Source organism: Rossellomorea oryzaecorticis (assembly GCF_045897515.1).
In the GTDB taxonomy this organism is placed as follows: domain Bacteria; phylum Bacillota; class Bacilli; order Bacillales; family Bacillaceae_B; genus Rossellomorea; species Rossellomorea enclensis.
Genome location: NZ_JBJOSA010000005.1, coordinates 83944 through 101480 on the forward strand (window position 1 = coordinate 83944; position 17537 = coordinate 101480).

General features: G+C 40.7%; 19 protein-coding genes. 4 read left to right on the plus strand and 15 right to left on the minus strand.

What is annotated here, in order from left to right:
• Nucleotides 1-16 precede the first annotated feature (16 nt).
• From ACKA06_RS07890 to ACKA06_RS07900, 3 genes are all read right to left on the minus strand, one after another.
• Nucleotides 17-1546, minus strand: coding sequence for a glycine betaine uptake BCCT transporter (locus ACKA06_RS07890; RefSeq protein WP_032088523.1), 1530 nt, complete (start codon nucleotides 1544-1546; stop codon nucleotides 17-19).
• Between the two features lie 282 nt (nucleotides 1547-1828).
• A complete protein-coding gene (locus tag ACKA06_RS07895) occupies nucleotides 1829-2422 on the minus strand; it encodes a 3D domain-containing protein (protein ID WP_411159394.1) in 594 nt (197 codons plus the stop codon).
• A gap of 258 nt (nucleotides 2423-2680) precedes the next feature.
• On the minus strand, nucleotides 2681-3475 hold the full coding sequence (locus ACKA06_RS07900) for a 3D domain-containing protein (protein ID WP_032088525.1): 795 nt from the start codon (nucleotides 3473-3475) through the stop codon (nucleotides 2681-2683).
• Nucleotides 3476-3802: 327 nt separating this feature from the next.
• Here ACKA06_RS07900 and ACKA06_RS07905 point away from each other — a divergent pair, with 327 nt between their 5' ends.
• Complete coding sequence (locus ACKA06_RS07905; RefSeq protein ID WP_098151210.1) at nucleotides 3803-3958, plus strand: hypothetical protein; 156 nt, start codon at nucleotides 3803-3805, stop codon at nucleotides 3956-3958.
• 46 nt (nucleotides 3959-4004) lie between these two features.
• Here the strand turns inward: ACKA06_RS07905 and map are convergent, their stop codons facing one another.
• From map to ACKA06_RS07945, 8 genes are all read right to left on the minus strand, one after another.
• On the minus strand, nucleotides 4005-4748 hold the full coding sequence (map, locus tag ACKA06_RS07910; protein ID WP_032088526.1) for a type I methionyl aminopeptidase: 744 nt from the start codon (nucleotides 4746-4748) through the stop codon (nucleotides 4005-4007).
• A 113-nt stretch (nucleotides 4749-4861) separates the two neighbouring features.
• Nucleotides 4862-5548, minus strand: coding sequence for an LrgB family protein (locus ACKA06_RS07915; RefSeq protein WP_214871485.1), 687 nt, complete (start codon nucleotides 5546-5548; stop codon nucleotides 4862-4864).
• A complete protein-coding gene (locus ACKA06_RS07920; protein WP_411159395.1) occupies nucleotides 5532-5906 on the minus strand; it encodes a CidA/LrgA family protein in 375 nt (124 codons plus the stop codon). The genes ACKA06_RS07915 and ACKA06_RS07920 overlap by 17 nt, the downstream gene beginning before the upstream one ends.
• Before the next feature lie 189 nt (nucleotides 5907-6095).
• Nucleotides 6096-6752 (minus strand): type 1 glutamine amidotransferase domain-containing protein, encoded by a 657-nt coding sequence (locus tag ACKA06_RS07925; protein WP_214871483.1) that lies wholly within the window; start codon nucleotides 6750-6752, stop codon nucleotides 6096-6098.
• A 121-nt stretch (nucleotides 6753-6873) separates the two neighbouring features.
• On the minus strand, nucleotides 6874-8298 hold the full coding sequence (locus ACKA06_RS07930; RefSeq protein ID WP_032088528.1) for a PAS domain-containing sensor histidine kinase: 1425 nt from the start codon (nucleotides 8296-8298) through the stop codon (nucleotides 6874-6876).
• Nucleotides 8299-8327: 29 nt separating this feature from the next.
• Complete coding sequence (locus ACKA06_RS07935; RefSeq protein WP_411159396.1) at nucleotides 8328-10490, minus strand: DNA topoisomerase III; 2163 nt, start codon at nucleotides 10488-10490, stop codon at nucleotides 8328-8330.
• 167 nt (nucleotides 10491-10657) lie between these two features.
• Nucleotides 10658-11098 (minus strand): DUF6376 family protein, encoded by a 441-nt coding sequence (locus ACKA06_RS07940; RefSeq protein ID WP_411159397.1) that lies wholly within the window; start codon nucleotides 11096-11098, stop codon nucleotides 10658-10660.
• 149 nt (nucleotides 11099-11247) lie between these two features.
• Complete coding sequence (locus ACKA06_RS07945) at nucleotides 11248-12345, minus strand: M24 family metallopeptidase (RefSeq protein ID WP_411159398.1); 1098 nt, start codon at nucleotides 12343-12345, stop codon at nucleotides 11248-11250.
• A gap of 265 nt (nucleotides 12346-12610) precedes the next feature.
• On the opposite strand from ACKA06_RS07945, the gene ACKA06_RS07950 reads away from it, so the two are divergent.
• The 3 genes from ACKA06_RS07950 to ACKA06_RS07960 all read left to right on the plus strand — a co-directional run bounded on the left by ACKA06_RS07950 (nucleotide 12611) and on the right by ACKA06_RS07960 (nucleotide 13303).
• On the plus strand, nucleotides 12611-12706 hold the full coding sequence (locus ACKA06_RS07950; protein ID WP_224874344.1) for a putative holin-like toxin: 96 nt from the start codon (nucleotides 12611-12613) through the stop codon (nucleotides 12704-12706).
• A 248-nt stretch (nucleotides 12707-12954) separates the two neighbouring features.
• A complete protein-coding gene (locus ACKA06_RS07955; RefSeq protein ID WP_411159399.1) occupies nucleotides 12955-13110 on the plus strand; it encodes a hypothetical protein in 156 nt (51 codons plus the stop codon).
• Nucleotide 13111: 1 nt separating this feature from the next.
• Complete coding sequence (locus ACKA06_RS07960; RefSeq protein ID WP_411159400.1) at nucleotides 13112-13303, plus strand: GNAT family N-acetyltransferase; 192 nt, start codon at nucleotides 13112-13114, stop codon at nucleotides 13301-13303.
• Between the two features lie 79 nt (nucleotides 13304-13382).
• Here the strand turns inward: ACKA06_RS07960 and ACKA06_RS07965 are convergent, their stop codons facing one another.
• The 4 genes from ACKA06_RS07965 to ACKA06_RS07980 all read right to left on the minus strand — a co-directional run bounded on the left by ACKA06_RS07965 (nucleotide 13383) and on the right by ACKA06_RS07980 (nucleotide 17436).
• A complete protein-coding gene (locus tag ACKA06_RS07965; protein ID WP_081941157.1) occupies nucleotides 13383-13811 on the minus strand; it encodes a DUF4064 domain-containing protein in 429 nt (142 codons plus the stop codon).
• Nucleotides 13812-13967: 156 nt separating this feature from the next.
• Nucleotides 13968-14813: an SDR family oxidoreductase gene (locus ACKA06_RS07970; protein ID WP_032088532.1), complete on the minus strand. Its 846-nt coding sequence runs from the start codon at nucleotides 14811-14813 to the stop codon at nucleotides 13968-13970.
• Between the two features lie 257 nt (nucleotides 14814-15070).
• Nucleotides 15071-15652: a hypothetical protein gene (locus ACKA06_RS07975; protein ID WP_411159401.1), complete on the minus strand. Its 582-nt coding sequence runs from the start codon at nucleotides 15650-15652 to the stop codon at nucleotides 15071-15073.
• Nucleotides 15653-15774: 122 nt separating this feature from the next.
• Nucleotides 15775-17436, minus strand: a complete 1662-nt coding sequence (locus ACKA06_RS07980) for a glycerol-3-phosphate dehydrogenase/oxidase (RefSeq protein WP_411159402.1) — start codon at nucleotides 17434-17436, stop codon at nucleotides 15775-15777.
• Nucleotides 17437-17537: the final 101 nt, after the last annotated feature.

A 17537-nucleotide genomic window follows, 5' to 3' on the forward strand; every position in this document is an offset into this window, starting at 1 on the left:
TGGACGCTTTTTTAGCTTATACTTTTTCGTGGGCTTCTGTTTTCTTCCTTGGTTTAGGTTTAATGTAAAGGCCAAGTTCCTTTTTCTCATGATTCAATGACTTGTACAGTGATACCATCATCAGTGCCATGATAATTGAGAACGGCAGGGCCGCTACAATCAGAGCATTTTGGAGGGCCTGTAATCCACCACTATATAAAAGGATCAATGCCACTGTAGATTGTGCAATTCCCCAAGTTAATTTTACATAGTTAGGCGGTGTCAATGAACCATATGTCGTCTGCATTCCAAGTACGAATGTTGCTGAATCGGCAGATGTAATGAAGAATGTACCGATCAGTGTAATGGCTACAACCGACAAGATGGTAGACCATTCAAAACTGTTAAAGACAGCGAAGAGGACTTCTTCTGTAGCAAATTGAGTCAAATCTGTTCCTGCCCGCTGTACCTCGATCGCTGACGTACCGAAAGCAGCGAACCACAGGAAGCTGACAAGTGCCGGCAGAAGCAATACTCCGATAAGGAATTCCCGAATCGTTCTTCCCCTTGAAACACGTGCAATAAAGATACCGACAAATGGAGACCATGAGATCCACCATGCCCAATAGAAGATTGTCCAGCCGTTGATCCATGAACGGTGCTCTTCATTCAATGGAGCAATCCTGAAACTCATAGCAGCGATATTCTGAATATATGCCCCGATGGTGTCCGTAAACATATTCAGGATTAATAATGTCGGACCGATGAAAAAGACAAGGATGAATAATCCAATTGCCAAAACCATATTTGTATTGGATAAATATTTGATTCCCTTACTCAATCCAGACCACGCAGAAATCATGAACAATACAGTAACGATCGCAATGATGATGAACTGAACGGTAAAGTTATTCGGTATGTCGAATAAGTATGACAACCCTCCATTTATCTGGGCCGCTCCGAATCCAAGGGTAGTGGCAACACCGACCACTGTTGCGAATACTGCAAGTACATCGATAATCGTACCGAGGATCCCGTCTACCTTGTTACCAAAGATAGGTCTCAGGGTAGCTGAGATCAACCCAGGCTCATCTTTACGGAACTTATAGTATGCTAGTGCCAAAGCAACTATCGCATATATCCCCCACGCATGTATGCCCCAGTGGAAAAAGGTATAACGAAGCGCTTCTTTATTTGCCTGATTGGTTCCTCCTTCAGCAAGAGGCGGAGCCATAAAGTGGGAAAGCGGTTCGGCAGCCCCCCAGAATACAAGTCCAATTCCCATACCAGCACTGAATAACATGGCAAACCATGTACCTTTTGTGTATTCAGGCTTTTCATCGGGCTTACCAAGGCGGATCGTTCCCATAGGGCTGAAAATAAGGAATACACAAAAAATGACGATGACAGTTACTAATATTAGATAATACCATCCAAATGTAGAGGTAATGAATTCCTGCATATTTGATGTTACGTCCTCAAAAGACTTTGGAGCGATCACTCCATATGCTACAGCTGCAGCAACGAGTACAACTGTGATCCAAAAAACATTTGAAATTCTTTTCATAAAAATCTCCTTTCTTTGATTGTTTTAAGTATTTTAAATAAGTGTGCGGAGAGTAAAAACAGAAATAGGCCCATTTCCTTATTCCCTCTTTTCCGCTTTCGAAACCAACATTTGTTACCCTATCAAAAATAAACATAAGAATGCAAGCAATAACCTTTGATTCACCTATTATTTGCGAATAGAACGTTTTCATTCCAATAATTTTCAATGATTATGATTGGACAGGTGACTGATAAGGTAAAAAAAAGACGACCTTTCATTTTGAAAGACCGTCGCTTTTACCTATTCTTCAATTATTTTTACTTTTACGTCGCGAACACCATATTGAAGGGCATCATCTTCATGTTCCATATAGATATCAATGCGGTTCCCTTTAATCGCTCCGCCTGTGTCTTCTGCACGGGCATATCCATATCCTTCGATATATACTTTTGAGCCTAGCGGAATGACATTAGGATCGACAGCAATAACCCTGGCTTCAGGATTCTCAAGAAGATTCACACCTGTTTTGGTGATTCCGATGCAGCCTTCACAGTGAGCAGTATAGGCTGTCGCTGTAACATCGACCTCTTTAATGACCCCTGATTTATTTTCATTCGTGCTGTTCTTTTCTTCAGTTACAGCTTTTACAGCATCATTCTTAGCTTCTTCTTCATTCACAGTAATCCCTTTTTCAAGCAACTCCTGGCGGGTGACTGCTTCTTCAATGGAAATATGATAACGATTGGCAATTTCCCACAGGATATCGCCTTTTTCTATATTATGATACTCATTAAGTGCTTTTTCAGTGTTATCGTCTTCTTCTGCAGATGCAGAATTCAAACCGATTGAAAGAATGAATGAGAAGGAAATAATGGAAAATAATACTTTTTTCATATTGTCAAATTCCTCCTTTTGTGGTTCATAAGTAAACCAACAAAAGAAATGGTAACATAGACATGCTTCAGTCATATATCAATTTATTTATAATCAAATAACAATTAGATGACACATCTGTAACAGTTGGCAATATTGAGAGTTTTTCAATCATTGAACTTCCAGTAGTTCCTACTTTTGTAACACTTGGATAGAATGAGAAAGAAATTGCACAAAAAACCCATTGGGCTCAAATCCCAATGGGTTGATCTATATGAATTATTTAGTTTCAAGTACTTTAACGTTTACCGTTTTTCTTCCCCAATCAGTCGCTTGGTCTTGAGATGGGATGAATACATCGATTCGATTGCCTTTAATTGCTCCTCCAGTATCTTCAGCAGTTGCATATCCATAACCTTCTACATATACTTTAGATCCGAGTGGAATCACGTCGGGATCAACAGCGATGACTTTTGCATCTGGGTTTTCTTTCAGGTTTACACCCGTTGCAGTGATACCAGAGCATCCTTCACAGTCAGCAGTATAAGCTGTAGCCTCCACAGATAGTTCATTTGCAACGGCTTCCTGCTCCTGTTGCGGTTCAGCTGAAGCTTCTTCAACTTCTGGAGCTACTTCTGGTTTTTCTTCCGGTTGAGGTGCCGGTGCAGCCTCTTCTTGCTCAGAAGTATTTACAGGAGTTGAAGGTGTTTTATCATCCAAGTTGATTAACAATTCCTGACCTGGCACGATAAGGTCGCTCTCTAAAGCATTCCAACCTTGCAGGCTGTCAACTGAAACCCCGTAATTAGATGCAATGGCCCACAGCGAATCACCTTTTTTTACTGTATAATATTCTTTTGATGATACTTTTAGTTCTTGATCGGGAAAAATAAGATCCGACCCTAAATTGTTCCAAGTTTTTAGTTGATCAACAGTTGTTCCATATTCCTTCGCCAATCCCCACAGCGTATCGCCTTTTTTGACTTCGATTTCTTGTGCTGAAGCACTCGCACCACCTGAAACTGCAAGTGTAGTGAAAGCAGCTACAGAAATAATCGATTTTTTTAGTTTCATAGAAAAATTCCTCCTTATGTAGCTAGCACTATTTATTTTTGCTAACAGGGAAAATACTAACATAGTAAAATCTCAATACAATAACAAGGAAATTATAAAGATGCGTCAGAAGTATTTCAAACCTGTAATATTAAGTGTTTTCTTGTATAAATTATCTTCCAAAGGAATAAAAAACCAAAAATAATAGTTATTTATGGTTTGCATGGTTGATAATGGATAATTGTCTTCTTCCGGAAATTAATAATGAAGATTGAGAAAACACTTAACAAGTTATTTTTTTCAATTTATACTTGTTGAGAATCCTGTAAAGCTTTGGAGGTAAAACCTGTGGAAAATAAAGAAGAAAATATCGTACTCTATAGAGATGAACCGGACGAACATGCAGGACGTTGTGAATGCGGCAATAACGTATTTAAATCAACCGTTCTGGACGGCAAATTTTATCGGAAATGCCAGGAATGCGGCAAAACGAAAATCGTGTAATTCAAAAAAGGGACGTGCCTGTGTTTTAGGTACGTCCCTTCTTTATTTACTGAGTTATGATGATCGGTTCATTTTTAGTAATGATGATGGTATGTTCGATTTGGGCCACGAGGCTCTTATCAGGCGTGATATATGTCCAGCCGTCGCCTTTTTCTATTACATTCTGTGCTTTCATTGATATAAATGGCTCAAATGCGATAACCATCCCATCTTTTAAAAGCCCATTATCCCATGGATCGAAGTAATTCAGGATATGATCCGGCTTCTCGTGCAGTGATTTACCAACGCCATGTCCAGTCAGATTTTTGATGACCGTAAAGCCATTTCGTTTTGCCTCATTTTGGACTGCTTTGCCAATGCCATTCTGTTTTGACCCCGCTTTTGCTTTATGAAGGCCGGCTTCAAAAGACTTAACCGCCGCTTCACATAAAGCTGCCAATTTCGGGTCGCCTTCCCCGACGAGAAATGAAATCCCGGTATCTGCATAATAACCATTCTTCGAACCGGATACATCGATATTAACAAGATCGCCTTCTTGAATCACTTTGTCACCGGGAATTCCATGCGCCACTTCTTCATTTACACTGATACATGTATAGCCGGGAAAATCATATTCCCCTTTTGGCCCGGAAATCGCTCCATACTCTGTGAACATCTTTCCTGCGATTTCATCAAGCTCTTTGGTAGTGACACCTGGTTTTGTTTGAGATTTTAGTTCTTCCCGTATCATTGCCACGATTCGGCCGATTTCTTTTAATGCTTGCAAATCTTCTTCTGTTTTTACTATCATACAATCTTCCTTCTCTATTTGATTTCATCTTCCCTTACTATACCTAAACCAGCTATTTTTTAAAAGGAAAAGCTCTATAAAACCTCAGTGTGTCGTTGAAAAAACGTTCTTCCTCAAACAAACAAGAACACAATGGGTATGATAAAGGACATGATAACGGCAGTTAATGCCATAGCAGCTCCGCTTACGGCACCTTCAAGTTCCCCTTCTTTGAGCGCTTGAGCCGTACCGATACCATGCGAAATGACTCCGAATGGCAGACCCTTCGCAATCGGGTGCGTGATGTTTAATAGTTTGTTAATGGATGGCATAAACATGGCCCCCAGTATTCCTGTCACGATAACTACAGCGGGAATCACTTCAATCTTTGCATGTATCAGTCTTCCAATGTCCACGGCTACAGGGGTGGTAATTGTTTTTACAAGGAAGGAACGGATGAACTCTGCAGGTATGTCCATTAAAGTTGCGAGAAGAAGAGTGAGCAGCATGGATACCCCGCTGCCTGTCGCGATTCCTGATAAAATAGGCTGCCAGTGTCTCAGGATAAGCTTGCGGTATTGATACAAAGGATAGGCAAGCGCCACAGTGGCAGGCCCAAGCAGGTAAGTAATAATCTCAGTGCCTTCTGCGTAAGTTTTGTATGGTATGTTGAGAGTGAGCAATGTAAGAATGAGTGCCGAAGAGCTCAAGAAAATAGGAATGGTAATCGGTCTGCTCCACAAACGGTGTACTTTTATTGAAAGGATAAAGTACAAGACAGTAACCCCTATTGTTCCAATTATTTTAATGATTGCTATCATATAAATTTTTCTCCCTCATGTGAATATATCCCTGAACCCATGAAGAAGTGGCTGCAAATCCTGCAAAGACACTTATAATAAGAATCAAGATAAGATTCCATCCATACGAAGATAGATATGGACCAAGGGCAATGGCACTCACGGATAATGGCAAGAAAAAAAATGAGAAGTACTTCAGAAAAAAGTTTGCTCCCTCTATCAATAACTTTTCTTTAAAGACTCCTGTGACTAAAAGTATAAATAATATCAGCATTCCAATAATGCTTCCCGGTATTGGTATATGAAAGAAGGCCGCGAACCATTTTCCTGCTTCATTAAATAAACATAAAATCATGATCTGTATAAATAATCTGATCATTACCGTACTCCTTTCGATAAATGTCCCCATTAGATTTTACCATATGGGAGTGAAAGAATTAATATGGATGCTTCTTACCATTTGAAATGAAAAAAAGACGGCCCCTTGAAAGTGCGGGGACCATCTTTGGAAATTAAAAGCTATATTGAGCTCCTTGGAGTAACTCTTTAAGCAGTGTCATTTTTAAAATCAAGATAGTACTTTAACGAATGCTTCTGCCGTCACCTGGCTTGATTGCGGATTTTGACCCGTAACAAATTTACCGTCTGTTATAACATGTTCACTCCATGCTTCCGACTTTTCAAATTGCGCTCCTTGCTCGCGAAGCCTTGTTTCCAGCAGGAACGGCATTAAAGAATCCAGACCCGTCTGCTGTTCTTCTTCGTTTGTGAACCCGGTCATACTGATTCCGTCAACAAGGAATTTGCCGTTTGATAACTTTGTTCCTGTGAAGCCGGCTGGACCGTGACAAACAGCTCCGATCGCTTTATTATTTTCTGCAAAATGAGCCAAAGCTTCCTTCAATTCCGGGCTGTCAGGCAGGTCAAACATCGTTCCATGACCACCAGGCAGGAAGATTCCATGATACTCATTCACATTCAGCTGGGAAAGGACCAATGTCTGATCGAGTTCTTTGGTGATTCCTTTCCAAGTTTCTACATTTTCATCATCCAGACTGTTTGGGTCAAGAGGAATCCTGCCTCCCTTCAGGCTGGCTACATCAACTTCAAACCCTTGATTTGTAAACTCCTCGTATGGTTCTGCAAACTCTGAAAGCCATAAGCCTGTTTCATGTTCATCGTCGATTTTGCTTGCATTTGTCAATACCATTAATATTTTTTTCATCTATAAACCCTCCATAAACAACTTTTCTTTGTGTACATAGTTGTTTTATCCTTTTTAGCAGGAATTAAACGTGGAAGGGAGAATTCTTTCTACTTTCAATACATAAAAAACAGCGACGCCTTTACGAAGCATCACTGTTTTGAAGCGGTAAGCTGATTTTCACTGTTGTTCCTTCACCATGGTTTGAAACATAAGCTATTCTTCCGCTGTGATTTTCTATGATTTTGTGGGAAATCAACAAGCCCAATCCGGTTCCTTTTTCTTTGGTTGAATAAAACGGCTCTCCCAAATGCTTAAACACTTCTTGTGGGATGCCCTCTCCATCGTCTTTAATGGATATCTCGAACTCATTTCCTGAAATGGCTGTATCAATTTCAATACTTCCATTGACTGAAATGGCGTCGATGGCGTTCTGAATGATATTGAATAGTACTTGCTTCATTCCATTAGGACAGCCATATAGAGCTACATTCCGCTCAATCGCATTCATGGTTATGACAACGTTTTTACTTTTTATCCCGGTTTCAACAATCGTGATAACTTCTTTCAGCAATTCATCTATATTTAAAGGATTACGTAAAATCCCTTGGGGTTTGGCAAGAAATAAGAAGTCCGAAATGATTTCTTCCATTCTATTGATCTCTTTCACTACAATATTCAAATATTCTTCGTTGTACTGTTTCTTATCATCACACAATTGGAGGAATCCTTTAATCGGAGTAAGAGGATTTCTTATTTCGTGAGCAACTGCTGCAGCCATTTGTCCAATCACAGCAAGCTTCTCCGATTTCTTGATTTGTTCCTCGATTTTACGCCGTTCTTCAATATTTCGTGAAACAGAAACAATATTCAGGATTTCTCCTGATTCGGGATCAAAGATGGCTTTCAGGACACTTTCAAACCAGCTGTACTCCCCTTCACTTCCCTTAACCCTATATGTGACCTGGATGACATGGTCCTCTTCGTTAAGAGATGATAATAATTCTTCAATTTTCTGTTGATCTTCAGGATGAATGATATCATAAGGATGTCTGCCTACCAATTCATCCGGAGAGAAACCCAGGGAAGAGATGGATGGAGATAAATAAATATAGGATCCATCCGGCTCATGGAGGTTGATGATATCAGAAGAGTTTTCAGCAAGCAGCCGATATTTTTCGTCACTTTTTTGTTTCTTTGCCTCTATCTCTTTCTTCTCTGTTATATCGATTACCTGCCCCAATACATAGGACACTCCTTGATCCTGTATGAGTGATACATGCAGGTCTCCAGTTTTGATCCCGCCCGTCCTTGTGATAAAGCGTTTTTCCATTTGGTATTCATGTCGGGTTCCTTCAATGACTTCCCCGAGGTATTGCATATCGGTCTCATAATCTTCAGGGTGGGAAAAATCTTTAAGTGAACTCCATGGCCATGTTTCATCAATATAACCGATAAATTGTTTGAAAGCGGGATTGACCATCACCTTCGTCTCATCTAAGGTCATCACGAGCTGAGGAATCCTTGACTGATAGAAAACTTCTTTAAACAGACTGGCTGCCAGCATGATGTCACCGCCTTATTTCTTTTTGTCACTTACTTTATATCGAATAAAAATTGTATCTTTTTTTGTTGATGATCCCATCCAAGATAAGCAGAAAATTGCTTGTCCCCTTTTTTAAATCCGTCGATTCGATCTGACTTTCCTTCTTTTAACACTTTTTTGATAACGGCACCCGTAATCTTTTTGGAAAGGATTGTTTTTGAAATCGTAAAGCTGCATTTTGTTTTTTGGTAATTGCTGCAGCCGTAAAATTTTCCTTTGTCGATGACTTTGCCACCACACTTTAAGCAAGCACCCAGACTTGCTTTACTTCCCCGCTTTCCATATTTCCCATTTTTACGTTGTATGGATTCTGTATCAAGGCCCTCAAAATTCCAGGCTTTCGCTTCCTTTAATGCGTTTTGAACAAGTGAGTGACTCAATTTCTTCACTTGTTCCATAAACTCAGGAGCTGAAGCTTTTCCGACGCCTATCTGATGCAGGCGCTGCTCCCATTTTGCAGTCATCTCAGCAGAGGCAAGTACGTTTTCTCCTATTGCACGGATGAGCACTTTTGCTTTATCGGTTGGATATACGATGTTTTTTTGTATCGTGATATACTGACGATCTTTCAGCATTGTGATGATCCCGGCCCGTGTCGCTTCCGTCCCCAGACCTTCCGTTTTCTTGAGAACCCTCTCAAGTTCATCATTTTCTATATATTTCCCGGCTGTTTTCATTAAAGTAATCAACTGACCTTCAGTGTATCTTTTAGGAGGCTGAGTCTTGCCTTCCTTCATATTCACTTTTTTCACTATACCCTGGTCCTCCTCATTTACAGGAGGCAGCAGAGGTTCTTTTTCTTTATCATTCTCAATGATGATCTTTCTCCAGCCTTCTTGAAGAATCTGTTTTCCTTTGGAAACAAATTCAGCACGTCCATCGACAACTGTTATGATGGACGTGTAATTTATGACGGCCTTATCATGATGTGCAGCGATGAAACGTTTAATGATGATATCATAGATCTTTTTCTCATCCTGTGACAAAGAAGAAGGGTCAGTAACCTGTTCAGTTGGAATGATGGCATAGTGATCGGATACCTTGGCGTCGTTTACAAATCTCTTGTTGTTGATCAAGCTCATTTGAGGAGCCGGGATCCATTGTTGATAAGGTTCGAACTGCTTTAATTTATTGAGTATCTCAGGAAACGTCTCAGCTTCCCCTTTGGTTACATATTGAGAATCTGACCGGGGATAAGATACGATGCCTTTTTGATAAAGTTTCTGAAGTATATCCAGCGTTTTCTTTGGAGAAAATTTGAACATCTTATTGATAGTTGCTTGTAATGTTGAAAGATTGAACAGCATAGGAGGTGAAAATTCTTTTCTTTCCGTTTTCACTTCTGTAATCACAGCCGGTTTATCCTTACAGAATAAAGATATCTTCCTGGCAAGTTCCTCACTTTGAATTCGGCTTTCTCCTTCTCTTTGCCATGTGCCTTCATAAATGTGTTCCCCAAATTGAAAATCAGCCTTCACTTCCCAGAATGGTTCACTGTTGAATCGTTCGATTTCCTCATCACGTTTGACGATAAGGGCAAGCGTAGGGGTCTGTACCCTCCCTGCTGAAAACACGTCCGCCATGCCTTGTTGTTTCAGTAAAATGCTGTACACTCTCGAAGCGTTCATTCCAACGAGCCAATCAGCGCAGGCACGTGAATATGCTTCGTAATAAAGGTTACGAAGCTCATGTTCTTCTTTCAGTCCCCTAAAACCATTAATGATTGCTTTTTCCGTCAGTGATGATATCCACAATCTTTTAATCGGTTTCTGCACCCGTGCCATTGAGATAATGTTACGGATGATTAATTCCCCTTCACGCCCTGCATCCCCAGCATGGATGATTTCATTTACATCCTTATTATGAAGCAGCTGCTTGATGACTCCAAACTGTTTTGCTTTTGCCCTGGACAGTTCATATTGAAAACGTCCGGGAATGATCGGCAAGTCTTCCAGCGTCCACTTCTTCCACTTGCTGTCATATTTTTCAGGGGACTGCAGTCCAAATAAATGTCCGACAGCCCATGTAACATATGCACCCGTTGGAAATATTTCATTCGGATGAATTTCTATGTATCCTTGTTTCTTCCTATGAGGAAACGGCTTGGCTAAAGTTGCTCCCTGATCGGGTTTTTCGGCAATCACAACTTTCATAGAATGTCTCCTGTTCATGTTTATTATTTCTTCATTATAACATGTTTTCCCGAACCCTTGTTCTAAAGAACAAATAAATCCTTCCCGCCTCAATTAACATATATCCTTTTCATTTTAAATAAAAAGGTACAGCAATGATTTTGTTCATTACTATACCTCAAGTTACACTATTGACCCAGGTTTTCTAAGTTTCCTTTTATATCTTGAAGCTGATCAAACGTTCTTACGATCTCAAGATTTTGCAGCTCGCTCAAGCTTACTTCCCCTCTATCGATTTGGGACTGCGCCTCGTCGATGCCCTGAAGAGCTTTATTATTATAATCAATAACTCTCTCATGAAGATCTTCTGCAATGGATGGAGGAGTCAGATTGTTTATATCTTCTATTTCCGATTTCATGTCGTTCAGTCGTCTTTCTAATTCAGGTAAAGCCGAATTGTCTGCAGAAGCGTTCTCCACCAGGGCAGGAAAATCATTGGCAAACTGTTCAGCTTCGTTCAAGTAATCAGTCATTTCTTCTGCGTACGTTAAGCTGTTATTGGCCTCTTCTAATATTCCGCAGCCGGTAAGAAGGGATATTGAAAATAGTACTAATATAAATTTTTTCATAGCTCTCTCCTTTTTAATGCTTGATAATATTTAATACGTTTGACCCGCAGATAAGTTTCAACTTAAATCGGCTTACGCTGACTTACCAATTGAGTCGTATGCCAAAAAATAAAAAAAGAGCTGATATTGCACCAGCTCCTCTTAACTCCTTACTCGATAATTTGAAGTTCCTTAGGGAATTTGGTTAAGGTTTCATGACCGTCTTCCGTAATGAGTACATCATCTTCAATTCTTACTCCGCCGATTTCAGGTACATAGATACCAGGTTCAATTGTATACGTCATGCCTTTTTTTAGAATGCCGTCATTCAAGTGGCTCATCGACGGAAATTCATGGACGTTGATCCCAAGGCCGTGACCGATGCGGTGAGGGAAGTGATCTCCATATCCGGCTTCCGTGATGATATCACGGGCAATTTGATCCAGGTCTCCAATCCGGCTGCCCGGCTTACTGGCTTCAAGGGAAGCAAGCTCTGCTTTAAGAACCGTTTCATAAATTTCCCTTTGTTTGTCCGAAACGGATTTATAAGCAAATGTCCGGGTGATATCAGATGTGTACCCTTCAAGGACCACTCCAAGATCGAAAAGGACAAAGTCTCCCGCTTTGAGCTTTCTGTCTCCGGGATTGCCGTGTGGATCGCCTGCCTTTTCACCGAATAATACCATTGTTGAGAAAGACATTTCCCTGATGCCTTTTTTCTTCAGTTCATATTCGATCTTCGCAAGAACTTCCATTTCGGTTATGCCTTCCTTGAGGGCAGCGGCCCCTACTTCTACTCCGAAATCTGCCATCTCGGCAGCGCGTCTCATGATCTCGATTTCTTTTTCGTCTTTCACCACGCGCATATCGTTTAATTTATCTTCCAGATTGACAACCTCTGGTTTGTTAAACATGGATAAAAACGCTTCACTGCGCCCATATGTCAATACGTCCTTTTCAATTGCTGCTCTATTTCCATGCAGTCCACGCTTACTGATTGCTTGTTTAATGAAGTCCCACGGATCCTCATGGTCGGAGTATCCGATGACCTCACCTGCCCAGCCGGCGTCCTTTACTTGTCTGGCTTCCATTCCAGGTACCACCACAAATGGTTTAGCTTCCGGGAAAATAAATAAACCCATCAGCCTCTCATGGGGATCTGTATGAAAATTAGTCAGGTAAAACACATTCTCCGTTGAATTGATAAATGCAGCTTCTATATTCTCATCTTTCAACCACTGCTGAAACGTCTCTAATCTTTGTTGCATATGTTGTTCCTCCCAAAAATTCTTAGTTATATGTAATCGCTTATTATGAGCATATTCATGCTAACATATTTTTTTCTTTCCGTGAAATGTTCGCAATCAAACAATCCAGTGATAACCACAGGATACCCATCTGTTTTTTTGCAAAGGTAATGCTTTTCCTACCTCTTTCCTATAAGTGGTTGAGTCCTTATATGGTATAATTTTGATACACAGCAGATGTAGGGTGGGAGTGGCCACTTCCTGGCTAAAGGAGGTGGTGCCTATAGTGACAACGTATGAGGCTTTGACGCTAATGATTACATTCAGCTCTTTGATCGTCTCCATCATTGCCATTGTTATTTCGAATGACAATAAGAAATAACCCCACCCTCGTTAAGCGCCTGAACTTGGAAGGGCAGAGTTATTTCCTTTCTTTATTGGGCCACTGCTTTCCTTGCAGTTGCTGTGTGGCAAGAGACATCGGCGGCAACCGGTGTCTCTTTGTTATTAGTTATGCTCTATTTTCAAGATAGTATAGAAGTTAAAGAAAATCAAGAAGTATCAATGAAAAGGGATTTCTCTCCAATTGAAGAATATGTTAATGATAATATATTTTGATTGGAGGTAAATATGATAAATAAGACGATATTAGAGGCAACAATTGAAGATGCAGCTGAAATACTTAAAATACAAAAACTTGCTTATGTAAGTGAAGCGGAACTTGAAGGCAACTATGAAATCGAGCCTCTTCTTCAAACTAACTTGAGAGTCACATTCTCAAATTAGTTTGAAGAATGTAAAGATAATTGGTTCAGTACGTGCGAGGGAATACAATGGAACTTGTCACATCACCAAGCTCATGGTGCATCCTGATTTTCAAGGAATAGGTTTCGGGAAAGAATTAATGACAGCGATAGAAAAGGTTTTAAGGGCTCCCGATTCGAATTATTTACAGGCAGTAACAGTCTCAAAAATATAAACTTCTATATAAACCTCGCGTATACAGGCTATAAAAAAGAAGCTTAGAGGGATAGCCTCTATGCTTCAATGTTTCTTGCTTAATATACCGTTTCACTTGGTTTCGGTTTGCGGACGAATGCCATGATTCCCGCAATCAGGAAAAGCAGCCCGGGGATAAAGCCGAAGCCGATGGTGCCGACTCCTATCACAATGGCGGCGAGAATGAACATGATGCCCGAAAGAATCGGCTTTCTATTTTTAACAATCGTCAGAACGGCAATGAGGCCAAGAATGGAAGCTATGACTCCAATCAGGATAAGGTACCATCCCATTGACTCAGCAATCCCTATAATAAATGATGAATCCTGGGTTGTAATCGCAGGATCGCTTTCGATCATCTTTTCCATTTCTTCCATGACCATAGGATCGTCAATACTCATATTTGTCACGATCCCGATGATTGAAAATAAAGCTGATAGTACGATTCCGATAATTCCCATTACAACTTCTCCGGTTCTTTTAACCATTCACAACATCTCCTTTACGTGTCTTTCTTTAGATTATTTTTAGAGAACTCAAACATATCACGAATGTGATCATGCTTTCCTATGTAATTCTATCTTTTGACAATATTCTCCTTCAATAAAGCAGTAGTCCCATAATTCAGATAAATTCTTCAAAAGCTAGATATTTAATCTCCTCAATACGATTTTTTCAATAAGCCCCCAAGGAAGTATGCTTTTCAACATGATGGTTAGCCTAGTCCCTTTCCCTGCAGGTATCCTGAATGTGGTTATTTTACCTGTTCCAATGGCCCCGATGATGGATGCTATTTCTGCGGGATCTCCTAAACTGGCCCGGCCCGATTCTAATTCAGATTCGATTTTTTTCATATATGGGAAGTAAGGGGACTTTTTATCACGTGATTTGGACGACACCTTCATGCCTGTAGTCCATATATTCGTATGATATGAACCAGGTTCGAGTAAAAACACATCTATGCCGAACGGCTTCAGTTCCAGGCGGAGACTTTCACTGTATCCTTCCAGGGCATGTTTTGAAGAAACGTATGGGCTTAACCCCGGAAACCCGAAACGCCCGCTGATACTGCTCATATTAATGATTTTTCCCTTTCGCTGATTCCTCATGAATGGTAAAACTGCTTGAGTGACTGCCATCACCCCGAAAACATTCGTTTCAAATTGCTCCCTGTAATCTTCAAGACTGACTTCTTCTGCAAAGCCTCCAACCGCGAAACCTGCGTTGTTCAATAAAAGGTCTATCGAAGTGTATCCTTGAGCAAGTTCATTTTTGAATTTCTGAATGGATCCTGACGATGTTACATCCAGGGGAAGAATCGTGATGAACGAATGTACTCCTTTTTCCTTTGCATTAGCCAATAATTCCCCTGATTTAGTAATGTCACGCATTGTTGCCAATACTTGAAATCCACATTCGGCCAGTTCAATCGATGAAAGCAAGCCGAACCCGCTATTTGCACCCGTCACGATGGCGGTTTTTCTATTCATAGTCACTCACGTCCTTTAAGTCCTTTATATTCATCTGCCGGCTTTGAAAGTCATAGAAAAAAGGCGGCTTCATCCCATTGAAGCCGCCAAAATCGAGGATATGGTGTCAATTTCATATTTATACTACTAGTTTATCCCTTAACTTTCAAATGCATCATCAGGCTAAGAATGCTTCTCTGCTTCGATGCACAGAAGAGTGTTTTGATTTCCACACGAATTCATATATTTATATAATTTTAAGCATATCATGATATTCTCTATTCTGCAGGAACGGAAGCCACTTCCTCCCCTTCATTGTTGTAAAATGTTACAAGAGGCAAAGCCAGTTGTCCTCCGTATGTTTCTACCTGTAAAAAATAGGGATCATTACCTGTCTCAACCTTCTTAAATTCGATATTATCCCGATATTGAAAGTAAGCTGCCCCTGTTTCTTTTCGGTTACCATAAACCAGGAATTGACTGGTATTTAAATAACTCGATCCAAGTAAACCATCTTCTCCTTCTTCCACACTTACAAGTTCATAAAGTGGCAGCAGATCTGCCTCTTTATATTGAGCTAATCCAAGTTTAGGCTCATCTCCCTTTATTGAATATACAAGGAAGTATTGATCTCGGATTTTTTTTCTTAGAACAACACTGACTTCCTTTTGATTCTCCCTTATCAGATCTTTCAAATGCGTCTCCAGATTTGATTCAGCAGTAAGAACATCTCTTTTTTCAAGAAGATTGACAAGGAATGAACTAATGACCGCCGTCAGGATGACTGCCAGTATCGTCTTAGGAACAGCCGCATTCTTGACCGCTATCCTTTCATGTTCTTTTGTATGATATAACTTCACGTGAAGACCTCCAATTTCCCTTGTTTTCCCATTATACCAAATACTCGGAATTTCAGAGGTCTTTATTTCTGATTTTATAAAACAAAAAAATCAGCAGGGTTTATTACCCTGCTGAAAAAATATTACTGCTGATCGACTGGTACTACAGCGTTTTTAATTTCTTTCTTTAAGTCTGAAGTGTATTTAGCTTTTTGACTTTCACTCCAATTCAATAATTTAGCCATGATTTCGATGGCTGGTTCATGCCACTGCTCAACCCACTCACGGTCGAAGAACATTGCACCGGTTCTGCGGATAAAGAAGTCTACAGGCGTCGCAGCCATCTCTTCCTGTATTGCATATAGGAGCTGTGCATATAGGGTGACGGGCACCTCACTCACTTCGGTTGAGCCGCTATATGCATGAGCAAGCTTGAACACCTGATCGACGTTTGACCCGTACATGCCGGCAAGCTTTCGCCCTTCTTCCACAGTCAATCCATATTGGACGGCTTCCTTTGATTTTTGGTCGATAAATGCCGGTAGGTTCTTAGATCCTCCTACATGACCGCCGGATATCGGCATGTGCTTGGTTGCAGAAGCAGGAAATTTCTTTTTAACTTCTTCCTTTAGACGTTGCGATACAAGATCTACCACCGTTTCGGCCATCTTGCGGTAACCTGTCAGCTTTCCGCCGGCAATCGTGATGAGGCCGCTCTCTCCTTCCCAGATTTCATCTTTACGCGAGATTTCAGAAGGATCTTTGCCCTTTTCAAATATGAGCGGTCGGATACCTGCCCAGCTGGATTCTACATCTTCTTCCGAAACATTTACATCCGGGAACATATAGTGAATCGCGTTAAGGATATAATCCCTGTCTTCCGTTGTCATTTGTGGGGTCGCTTTGTTTTTGTCATAAAAAGTATCGGTTGTACCCACGTATGCTTTTCCGTCCCTTGGAATCGCAAATACCATGCGGCCGTCAGGTGTATCAAAGTAAACAGCCTGGCGCAGAGGGAATTTACTTTGATCGATGACAATATGCACTCCCTTAGTCAGACGGAGCTGCTTATTATTGGTGCTGTAGTCTTTTCCTCTGACTTCATCAACCCATGGACCTGCAGCATTCACGATTTTCGTCCCTCTTATTTCAATCGTGTCACCATTTAGAAGATCCTCGGCTTCTATGCCGACTACTTTTTTATTTTCGTAAAGGAATCGCTGGGATTTTGTGTAGTTGATGGCTGTTGCACCATGCGCAATCGCTTCCTTCATTACTTCGATTGTCAGGCGGGCATCATCCGTACGGTATTCAACATAATATCCTCCGCCTTTCAAACCTTCCTTTTTCACAAGCGGCTCTTTAGAAAGGGTCTCTGCAGAAGAAAGCATGGATCTTCTTTCATTTCTTTTAACACCTGCAAGATAATCATATACCTTCAATCCGATTGACGTACTGAATTTACCGAATGTACCGCCTTTGTGAAGAGGCAGAAGCATCCATTCCGGAGTTGTCACATGCGGACCGTTTTCATAGACGATTTCACGTTCTTTCCCTACTTCGGCTACCATTTTCACTTCGAATTGCTTTAAATAACGCAGTCCTCCATGAACAAGTTTAGTTGACCGGCTTGATGTTCCTGCAGCAAAGTCCTGCATTTCGACCAGTGCCACCTTCATGCCGCGCTTTGAAGCATCAAGTGCGATTCCGGCACCTGTGATACCTCCTCCAATAACGATGATGTCATAATGGTCGGAAGCTAATTGGTTTTTTATTTCCTGTCTTGCTGTACTTGAAAACGTCATAATGTATATCCTCCTAAATAACAATTTGTATAGGGATTAATAATTTCGACTCTGTTTATAAATGCACATTATAGTAAGTGTATATCCATAAAAAAAGAGAC